Below are 9,128 nucleotides of genomic sequence, written 5' to 3'. Positions count from 1 at the left end.
ACGACAACCACTTCCGTGGCCGCGCCCTTCTCCTTCAGGCGTACCGCCTCCTCCACCGCGATCTCGTCAAACGGGTTCATGCTCATCTTCACATTGCTCAGGTCAACACCCGTCCCGTCCGCCTTCACCCGAGGCTTCACGTTGTAATCCAATACCCGCTTGATCGGCACCAAACATTTCATGGTCAAAACTCCAAATTCCTATCCATAGATGCCGCGCGAAACACCCATCAGTCTGGTCAGGCCGAACAGGATGTCGAGCGAGGGCGTCGCCACGCCCACCATCGCGGCGATTTCCCTCGGGGCCGCCAGCAGCGCGTCCAGTTCGATAGGCCTCGATGCGTCCACATCCTGCAGCATGGATGTCCGAAATGCGCCCAGCTTGCGGGTCACGGCATTGCGCTCCACCGTGGATTGCTCGATCGGACAACCGATGCGTCGGCCGATTTCGCGTGCCTCCTCCATCACCGCCGCGATCAGGCCAAGGACCAGCGGATCATCCAGAATGCGGTCTGCGGTTGCCAGCGTGAGCGCAGAGATCGGGTTGATGGTCATATTGCCCCAAAGCTTGAACCAGATATCCGCGCGGACATCATGGCTCTGCTCCGCAGGCAGGCCCGCCGCCCGGAACTGATCGACCAGAGCCGACACGCGCGTGCCGGCCCCGCCGCCTGGTTCGCCCATGATCAGGCGGTCACCTCGAAACAGAGTGATTTCGGCGGGGGATGTCCGCGCCGCGGCGGCATGCACAACGCAGGCGACAATCTGCTCATAGGGCAAGAATTTCTGCAAAATCCCGTGAGGATCGACCGAGCGCAGCGAGACATCCCGCCCCATGAACCACCAGGGCACGCCGTTCAGCATAGGCACCACAAGTGTTTCGGGCTTCATCATCGCCGCGATGGATGGCGCCACCGATTCCAGAGCGAAGGATTTGACGCCCACGATGACCAGATCACACAGTCCCACTTCCTGCGCATCTGTGCAAATCCGGGGATGAACGACCATACGCTCCCCATCCTGAATCAGCGCCAGCCCATCGGCACGCAAGGCTTTACCCGTCTCGGCGCGGGCCAGAATCCGCACATCATGTCCGCCATGCGCCAGACGCGCGGCGATCCATCCGCCGATCGCTCCCGCGCCGATTATCCCAACCTGCATGGATTGTCCTTTCCGCTTTTCCCGCCGTCGCGCTCTTTTTGAACTCGATAGATGAAATGGATTATAAACTCTACTATAAAGTTTTTGTTGATAATGGCGCCCGTTGCCATTATCCCATGAATCCGAACCCGGCCGGAAGCGCCGGAACGCCATGCAAGGGTGAGAAGGATGCCCATTTCAACCGAACAAAGGCGCGATTATGCCGCCAGCCTGGACAAGGCCGAACGCGAACGCACCCCCATCCGCCAGATCAGCCTGGCCCATCCCGACATGACAATGGAGGATGGCTATGCCATCCAGAGCGCGTGGATCGACATCAAGCTGGCGCAGGGCCGCAAGGTCATCGGCCGCAAGATCGGCCTGACCAGCCGGGCCATGCAGAAGGCCGCCAATATCACCGAACCCGATTACGGGGTCCTGCTGGACGATATGCTGTTTCACAGCGGCGAGGATATCCCGCTCGACCGCTTTGTCGAGCCGCGCATCGAGGTCGAACTGGCCTTTTTCCTCAAGCACGAGTTGCGCGGGCCGGGCGTCACGCTGGAGGATGTGCTGGCCGCCACCGATCATGTCCGCCCGGCGCTCGAACTGATCGACATGCGGATCGACCGGGTGGATGCCGCCACCGGCAACACGCGCAAGGCGCTGGACACGATTGCCGACAATGCCGCCAATGCCGGGGTCATCCTAGGCGAGGCGCGCTTTGCCCCCGATGCCTTCGACCTGCGCCGTGTGGCGGCATGGATCGAGCGCAATGGCATCATCGAGGAATCGGGCGTGGCCGCCGCCGTGCTGGGCCATCCGGCCACGGGCATCGCATGGCTGGCCAACAAGCTGGCACCGCATGAGATCGCCCTCGAACCGGGACAGATCATCCTTTGCGGATCCTTCACTGCCCCCATCGGCGGGGTGCGCGGCGACACATTCGCGGTCGATTACGGCCCGCTGGGCGTCATCACCACCCGCTTCATCTGAGCCACTCAAGACAAGGCTGCAACCTATGGCAGACATGATCCATATCGACGGGCACCCGATCTCGCCCGATCATTACATCAACGGACGGCGGGTCGCCTCCAGCGAGACTTTCGAAACTTTCTGCCCGGTCGACCAGAAAGTTCTGGGCAGGATTTCGGCGGGGCTGGACGAACATGTCGATGCCGCTGTTTCTGCCGCGCAGGCCGCCTTTCCCGGATGGGCGGCGCTGGGGGCGGCGGGGCGACTGCCCTATCTTGAACGCTTTGCCGAGGAGATCGGCAAGCACGAGGAAGCCTTCGCCTTGGCCGAGGCCAATGATGCGGGCGTGCTGCTCTCGCGCATGCGTCACGGGATCGTGCCGCGCGCCATGCTGAACATCACATGGTTTGCCAAGGAAGCCCTGACCCTTCAGGACCGCGTGATCGAAACCACGCAGGCCATTCATCAGGTACGCCACGATCCGGCGGGCGTTTGCGCGATCATCACGCCGTGGAACTCGCCGCTGATGCTGGCGACGTGGAAGGCCGGCCCCGCGCTGGCTTCGGGCAACACGGTGGTCATCAAGCCGCCCGAATGGGCGCCGCTCACCACCTCACTGCTGGCCGATGCGGCCGATGCGGCGGGGCTGCCGCCGGGCGTGTTCAACATCGTTCAGGGCATGGGCGCCACCACCGGCGCAAGGCTGGTGGCCGACCCCCGCCTCGCGCGCATTTCCTTCACCGGCTCGGTGCCCACGGCCAAGCTGGTGGCAACGGCGGCGGCGGCCAATCTGGTGCCGTGCAGTCTGGAACTGGGCGGGAAATCGCCCTTTATCGTGCTGAAGGATGCCGATCTGGATGCGGCAGCGGCCACCGGCGCACTGATGTATCGCAATGCCGGACAGGTCTGTCTGGCGGGCACGCGCTTTCTGGTCCACGAATCCATCCGCGACGCCTTTGTCGAAAAGATGCGCGCCGTGGTGGCCAATCTGGTCGTGGGCGATCCGCGCGATCCGGCCACCGAGGTCGGCCCGATCATCCATCCGCGCCAGGTCGAACGCGTGGCGGGCTTTGTCGAGCGCGCCAAGGCGGCCGGGGCCACCACCCTGTGGGGCGGCGAGCGCCACGATTTCGGCCCGCAATATTTCCAGCCGACCATGTTCTGCGATGTCGCCAATGATGCCGAGATCGTTCAGCAGGAAGTCTTCGGGCCGGTGCTGGTAATGCAGACCTTTGCCAGTGACGAGGAGGCCATCGCTCTGGCCAACAGCACGGTCTATGGTCTTGGCGGCATCTGCTATGGCGAACAGGCCCATGCGCAGGCCGTGGCCGATCAGGTCCGCACCGGCTTTATCTGGATCAACAGCTTCACCATCCGCGATCTGGCCGCGCCCTTTGGCGGGCGCGGGCAATCGGGCGTGGGCCGCGAAGGCGGCGAATGGAGCTTCGACTTCTTCTGCGACGTCAAGGACGTCATCACGCCCAAACAACCCTTCAAGGCGAGCTTTGCACACCGATGAGCAACGAAGGAAAAATCGTCGGGAGCGCGATTGTCTCGCACCATCCCGGCCTCATGCAGACCGACGAGTTCCGGCTGGAGGATGGCGCGGGCCGCGATTCCGACCTGATCGAGGGCTTCAAGCGTCTGCGCGCGCGGATTGAGGCGGTGTCGCCCGATGCGATTCTGATCTTTGACTCGCATTGGTTCACCACCGGCTTTCACCTGCTCGATGCCCGCGCCCATCACAAGGGCACCTATACTTCGGTGGAAATGCCGTGGTATCTCAACGGGCTGGAATTCGACTATCGCGGCTGTCCGGACCTGGCGAAAATGTGTCAGAGCGTGGCCGAGGAACGCAGCGTGCTGGCCATGGCGATTGATGATCCGCATCTGACGCATGAATATGCCACGCTCAATCTGGTGACCAAGCTGGGCCTTGATGTGCCCTATCTGACGGCCAGCAATTGCCAGAATTGCCAGTCGCACCATTTCCTTGAAATGGGCGCGGTGGTGGGCGAGGCCATCCGCCGCAGCGGCAAGCGCGTGGTGCTGCTCGCCTCGGGCGCGCTCAGCCACAAGTTCAACGAGATCGACTGGGAACGCAAAAGCCCGCGCATTTTCGATGCGGCCAATGTGTCCAGCCCGGAAAATATCGCCAGCGATCTGGAGGTCATCGAACTGTTCCGTCAGGGCCGCCATGACGTGATCGTCGAGCGCTTCCCCACCGTCTATCGCAAGATTCCGTGGGAAGGGCTGGGCGGCCATTATCTGCAAATGGTCGGCGCGATGGGCGGGGCTGATTGCCGCGCGCCCGGCACCGCGCTCAGCGAATATGAAAACGCCCGGGGCACGGGCAATATCCACATCTGGTTCGAGGTTTGAAACAATGAGCGTATTTGAAGGACCGCGGATCGAACGCCGCCGAGTGATGGTTGAAGGCTCGGCCTGCTGGGGCACGATGCGCGATGATGCGATGCTGGCGCTGGATGACGGGCGCGTGGTCGATCCGGCGCGGATGATCCACCTGCCCCCTTGCGAGCCGACCAAGATCATAGGCGCGCATATCACCTATGTCTCGCGCTCGATGGAAACGCGCAACAAGCCCAAGCCGACCGACAATCCCACCTATTTCACCAAGCCGCCCACGGCCACGAATGGCCACAACGGCAAGATCGTCAAATATGACGGAATGCGCTATCTCAATTACGAAGGCGAAGTGGCCGCGATCATCGGCAAGGTGACGCGCAATGTCACGCCCGAGGAGGCATGGGACTGCATCGCCGGTTTCGCCCCACTGCTCGACATGGGCGCGCAGGATTTCCGCGATACGGATCAAGGCTCGATGCTGCGCGTCAAGGGTATGGACGGCTATTGCCCGATTGGCCCCGGCATCGTGCGCGGCGTCGATCCGCGCAAGGAAACGCTGCGCACCTATCGCAACGGCTTGCTGGTGCAGGAAGCCAACATCGGCGAAGAACTGATCTGGGAAGCCGATTTCATCATCGCCGACATCGCCCGCTATATCACGCTGATGCCGGGCGACATCATCATGACCGGCACGCCCGCTCATTCGCGTTCGCTTGATCCGGGCGACCGGATCGAGGTGGAAATCACCAACCTTGGGCGCCTTGGCTGCGATGTGGTGTCCGCGCCCGAACCGCGCGCGGCCGGTATCGGTCATCCCCCGCTCGATACGCCCGAGGTGCGCCGCGTGGCGCTGGGCTTTGACGAGCGGGTCCGCCCCGACCTTCTCGCCAATTATCAAGCCGCGTCGCGCGGGCGGTGATGGCTATGCTGGACAGTCTGCGTGCGGCCTATGACGGCAAGTTGCTGGTGGATGCCGACGATGTGGCGCCCTACCTGACCGACTGGCGCAAGATGTGGACCGGGGCGGCCATCGCGGTCGCCCTGCCGGAAAGCGTCGATCAGGTCTGCGCGCTGGTGCGCTGGTGCGGGCAAAACGGCGTGCGGCTGGTGCCGCAGGGGGGCAACACCGGCATGTCGGGCGGGGCCACCCCGCCCGCCGAGGGGCTGAACCTTGTGGTTGCGCTGACACGGCTCAACCGCATCCGGGCGATCGATCCGGTCAACAATACGATGACGGTCGATGCCGGGGTGATTTTGGCCAGCGTGCAGGAGGCCGCGCGCGATGCCGGGCGCTATTTCCCGCTCAGCCTTGCCGCCGAAGGGTCCTGCACGATCGGCGGCAATCTGGCCACCAATGCGGGCGGGACGGCGGTGCTGCGCTATGGCAATGCACGCGAACTCTGTCTGGGGCTGGAGGTTGTCACGCCTGCGGGCGAAGTGTGGAGCGGATTGAAAGGGCTGCGCAAGGACAATTCGGGCTATGACCTGCGCGACCTGTATATTGCATCCGAGGGCACGCTGGGGATCATCACCGGCGCGGTGCTCAAACTCTATCCGCAGCCGGCGGCGCGGCTTGCCTCGCTGGTGGCGGTTGCGGATTGCGGGGCGGCGATGGGTCTGCTCGAGGTCCTGCGCGCGCGTTATGCGGATCGGCTGACGGCGTTTGAACTGCTCTCACGCGAATGTCTGGAACTGGTCCTGCGCCATGGCCATGACGCGCGCGATCCGTTTGGTGAGCGCTATCCGTGGTACATCCTCATCGAATTCACCGATTTCACCAGCGAGGAGGCCGCCCGCGCCGCCATCGAAGAAGCGCTGGGCCAGGCCTTTGAGGATGGCCTTGTGCTGGACGCGGTGATTGCCGAAAGCCTCACGCAAACGCAGGCGCTCTGGGCCCTGCGCGAAGGCATTTCCGAGGCGCAGAGCGCGGAAGGGGCCACCATCAAGCATGACATTGCCCTGCCCATTTCGGCGATTGCCGCCTTCATACCCGCGGCGGTCGAAGCGGTGCGCGCGCGCCATCCCGACATCCGGCCGGTGCTCTTCGGCCACCTTGGCGACGGCAGCCTGCATTTCAACTATTCCCCCGCCCCCGGCGAGGACAAGGCGAGCTTCATGGCCCGTCAGGCCGAGGTCAACCGTATCGTTCATGATCTGGTGATGGCAGCGGGCGGCACGATTTCGGCGGAACACGGGCTGGGCGTGCTGCGGCGCGACGAGGCCGATGCCTATCGCCCCACCCCCGAACGCCAGTTGATGCGCAGCATCAAACAGGCGCTCGATCCGCAAGGGATCATGAATCCTGGGAAACTCCTAGCTCTTTGAAACGCTTGCGCAGCAAGGCGGAAAATTCGGCGATCCGTTCCGACTGGGGACGGATCGCCGAGCTGTAAAGCATGACATAGCGCGTGAATTCCGGGTCGATCAGCCGCCGCATCTCAAGCCGGAAAGCATTGGCCAGCGGGGCGACATAGGCCGGGCACAGCGCCACCCCCACCCCGGCGGCGGCAAGACCAAGCGCGGTGGTGATATTGTCAAACACCTGCCCCGGCACCACCCGCTCGCTCTCGTCCAGACCGGACATGGCCTGTTCGATGATCCGTTCATGGTCATGCCCGCCGGTGTGGAATTTCACACCCTTCAGATCGCGCCAGCGCAGATGCGACTGCGCGGCCAGCGGATGTTCGGGCGAAAGCCACACCACCCATTTGCTGGGCAACAGGCTCTCGGACTGCACCGTTTCCTCGGTCACGCGGTCGGGACCCACGGCCAGATCCGCCTCGCCTGTGGCCACCCGTTCGGAGAGCCACTCAACCCCTGTGTCGAGAATGTGCACCTCGCAATCGGGATGCGCAGCCTCGAATTCAGCGATCAGCGGGGGCAGGATGGCGGCCGCCACCACCATCGGCGCTGCAATGCGGATCGTGTCGCTCGCCTGATCGCCCAGCGTTTCGGCCATGCGTTCGACCGCCTTGAGCGTGCGGATAAAGCTGAGCGCGGAGGGCATGAACTGGCGCCCATGTTCGTTGAGCACCACGCGTCTTGTGCTGCGCTCGAACAATCGCAGGCCGATTGCACTTTCCAATTCGGAAATCAGGCTGCTGATCGCCGAATTGGTCAATTGCATGCGCTGGGCCGCGCCCGTGAAGCTGCTGCATTCGGCCACGCGAATGAAGGCTTCGATCTGTCGATTGCTGATGCGTTGTTTGCTCACAAATCCCTTTTATAAAGAAAAAGTGGATAATCAAGCGAGACTTTCCGGTAATATCTTGCCGGGATTGAGCAGCCCTTGCGGGTCCAGCATCTGCTTGAGCCGCCGCATCAGCGCGATTTCCGCCTCGCTGCGTGAATAATGCAGATATTGTCGCTTATCGAGGCCGATCCCGTGCTCGGCCGAAACTGACCCCGCCATCGCCCGCACCGTGGCATAGACGGTGCGGCAGATCGCTTCACGCTGTTGCCCGCTGGGGTCCGGCACGGCAAGGTGCATGTTGCTGTCGGCCAGGTGGCCGAAAAACACCGCCTCTCCGCCCGGAATATCGCGCGCCAGCGCCTCCCGGCACAGGGTGACGAATTCCTCCGCGCGAGCCACCGGTACGCTGACATCGAAATTCACCACGGCGCCCTTGCCCCAGAGATGCGAAAGCTCGCCGCTGGAATCGCGGATCCGCCAGAAGCTCTCCGCATCGCTCAGCGACTGGGCCTGCACCGCGTCCTGCAGAATTCCCTGTTCAAACGCCTGCTCGGCAAAGCGGGTAAAAATCATCCCGTCGGCCTGCTCGTCCGAACCGAGCGCTTCGAGCAGAATGAAATGCGTGCCCGCCTCGGGTGAAAGCGGCGAGCGGCCGGTCACATCATGGGTGATGGCGTAGAAATCCTGCCACATCACCTCGAAGGCGGAAAGCTGGGCCCCCAACGCGCCGCGCGCCAGCGCCAGCAGGCGGTGGACCTGATCGATCCCATCAACAGCGCACAGGAGCGTATTGGAACTGCGCGGCGCGGGGAACAGGCGCAGGACCGCGCGGGTGATGATGCCCAGCGTCCCCTCGCTGCCGATAAACAGGTTGCGCAGGTCATAGCCCGCGTTGTTCTTGATCATCTTGTTCATGTTGCTGATGATCGTGCCATCGGCCAGCACCACCTCCAGCCCCAGCACCTGGTCGCGGGTCATGCCATAGCGCAGGACGCGGTTGCCCCCCGCATTGTTGGCCAGCATGCCGCCGATGGTGCAGGAACCGCGCGAACCGAAATCGACCGCAAAGAAACGATCCGCATCCTGCGCGGCCTGCTGCACCGCCTGCAGGGGCGTGCCCGCCAGCACCGTCACCGTATTGGCGAAAGTGTCGACTTCCTCGACCCCACGCATCTTTTCCAGCGAGAGCGCGATGCTGCCCGCGCTGGGCAAAGCGCCGCCCGCCATGCCGGTCAGCCCGCCCTGCGGCACAACATGCATCCCGCATGCCGAGGCCGCCTGCATCACCGCCGCCACCTGATCGGCATCGCGCGGATAGGCGACCAGCAGCGGAAGATGCTCCACCGCGCGGGGCAGAGTGAAATCGCGCAAATGCCGCCTGCGGTCAAACTCGTCAACCGAATGCGGGATATGGGGAGGCAGGTGTTCGAGAAATTGGACTAACGGATTCACAG

At 63.4% G+C, this 9,128-nt stretch carries 8 protein-coding genes and 1 pseudogene; 5 read left to right on the top strand and 4 right to left on the bottom strand.

Annotated elements, in window-relative coordinates; all coding sequences use genetic code 11:
* Together BGP00_RS24440 and BGP00_RS24435 are read right to left on the bottom strand one after the other, a co-directional pair.
* Window positions 1-182, bottom strand: a pseudogene (locus tag BGP00_RS24440) (electron transfer flavoprotein subunit beta/FixA family protein); the annotation flags it as partial.
* 18 nt (window positions 183-200) lie between these two features.
* The gene (locus BGP00_RS24435) at window positions 201-1,160 is read right to left on the bottom strand and encodes a 2-dehydropantoate 2-reductase (RefSeq protein WP_292692204.1); all 960 of its coding nucleotides are present in this window, start codon (window positions 1,158-1,160) and stop codon (window positions 201-203) included.
* Between the two features lie 168 nt (window positions 1,161-1,328).
* Here BGP00_RS24435 and hpaH point away from each other — a divergent pair, with 168 nt between their 5' ends.
* The 5 genes from hpaH to BGP00_RS24410 are packed head-to-tail and all read left to right on the top strand — an operon-like array spanning window position 1,329 to window position 6,806.
* On the top strand, window positions 1,329-2,135 hold the full coding sequence (gene hpaH / locus BGP00_RS24430; RefSeq protein WP_292692202.1) for a 2-oxo-hept-4-ene-1,7-dioate hydratase: 807 nt from the start codon (window positions 1,329-1,331) through the stop codon (window positions 2,133-2,135).
* Window positions 2,136-2,160: 25 nt separating this feature from the next.
* The gene (locus tag BGP00_RS24425) at window positions 2,161-3,633 is read left to right on the top strand and encodes an aldehyde dehydrogenase family protein (RefSeq protein WP_292692201.1); all 1,473 of its coding nucleotides are present in this window, start codon (window positions 2,161-2,163) and stop codon (window positions 3,631-3,633) included.
* Window positions 3,630-4,496 carry a hypothetical protein gene (locus BGP00_RS24420; RefSeq protein ID WP_292692199.1) on the top strand — a complete coding sequence of 289 codons (867 nt, stop codon included), beginning with the start codon at window positions 3,630-3,632 and terminating at the stop codon, window positions 4,494-4,496. Before BGP00_RS24425 ends, BGP00_RS24420 begins: the two co-directional genes overlap by 4 nt.
* 4 nt (window positions 4,497-4,500) lie before the next feature.
* Window positions 4,501-5,400, top strand: coding sequence for a fumarylacetoacetate hydrolase family protein (locus tag BGP00_RS24415; RefSeq protein ID WP_168605318.1), 900 nt, complete (start codon window positions 4,501-4,503; stop codon window positions 5,398-5,400).
* A complete protein-coding gene (locus BGP00_RS24410) occupies window positions 5,400-6,806 on the top strand; it encodes an FAD-binding oxidoreductase (RefSeq protein WP_292925927.1) in 1,407 nt (468 codons plus the stop codon). The genes BGP00_RS24415 and BGP00_RS24410 overlap by 1 nt, the downstream gene beginning before the upstream one ends.
* Here the strand turns inward: BGP00_RS24410 and BGP00_RS24405 are convergent.
* A complete protein-coding gene (locus BGP00_RS24405; protein ID WP_168605320.1) occupies window positions 6,775-7,695 on the bottom strand; it encodes a LysR family transcriptional regulator in 921 nt (306 codons plus the stop codon). The genes BGP00_RS24410 and BGP00_RS24405 overlap by 32 nt on opposite strands.
* Before the next feature lie 30 nt (window positions 7,696-7,725).
* The gene (locus BGP00_RS24400) at window positions 7,726-9,126 is read right to left on the bottom strand and encodes an FAD-binding oxidoreductase (protein WP_292692194.1); all 1,401 of its coding nucleotides are present in this window, start codon (window positions 9,124-9,126) and stop codon (window positions 7,726-7,728) included.
* Window positions 9,127-9,128: the final 2 nt, after the last annotated feature.

It is taken from the genome of Novosphingobium sp. 63-713 (assembly GCF_001898925.1).
GTDB lineage: Bacteria > Pseudomonadota > Alphaproteobacteria > Sphingomonadales > Sphingomonadaceae > Novosphingobium.
The sequence above is the reverse complement of the archived record's forward strand: the minus strand, read 5'-3'. Positions and strand labels throughout refer to the sequence as shown.

Bases quoted from the DNA above. Each gene is read 5' to 3' on its own strand.
- BGP00_RS24435 (WP_292692204.1), bottom strand. From the start codon at position 1,160: ATGCAGGTTGGGATAATCGGCGCGGGAGCGATCGGCGGATGGATCGCC.
- hpaH (WP_292692202.1), top strand. From the start codon at position 1,329: ATGCCCATTTCAACCGAACAAAGGCGCGATTATGCCGCCAGCCTGGAC.
- BGP00_RS24425 (WP_292692201.1), top strand. From the start codon at position 2,161: ATGGCAGACATGATCCATATCGACGGGCACCCGATCTCGCCCGATCAT.
- BGP00_RS24420 (WP_292692199.1), top strand. From the start codon at position 3,630: ATGAGCAACGAAGGAAAAATCGTCGGGAGCGCGATTGTCTCGCACCAT.
- BGP00_RS24415 (WP_168605318.1), top strand. From the start codon at position 4,501: ATGAGCGTATTTGAAGGACCGCGGATCGAACGCCGCCGAGTGATGGTT.
- BGP00_RS24410 (WP_292925927.1), top strand. From the start codon at position 5,400: ATGGCTATGCTGGACAGTCTGCGTGCGGCCTATGACGGCAAGTTGCTG.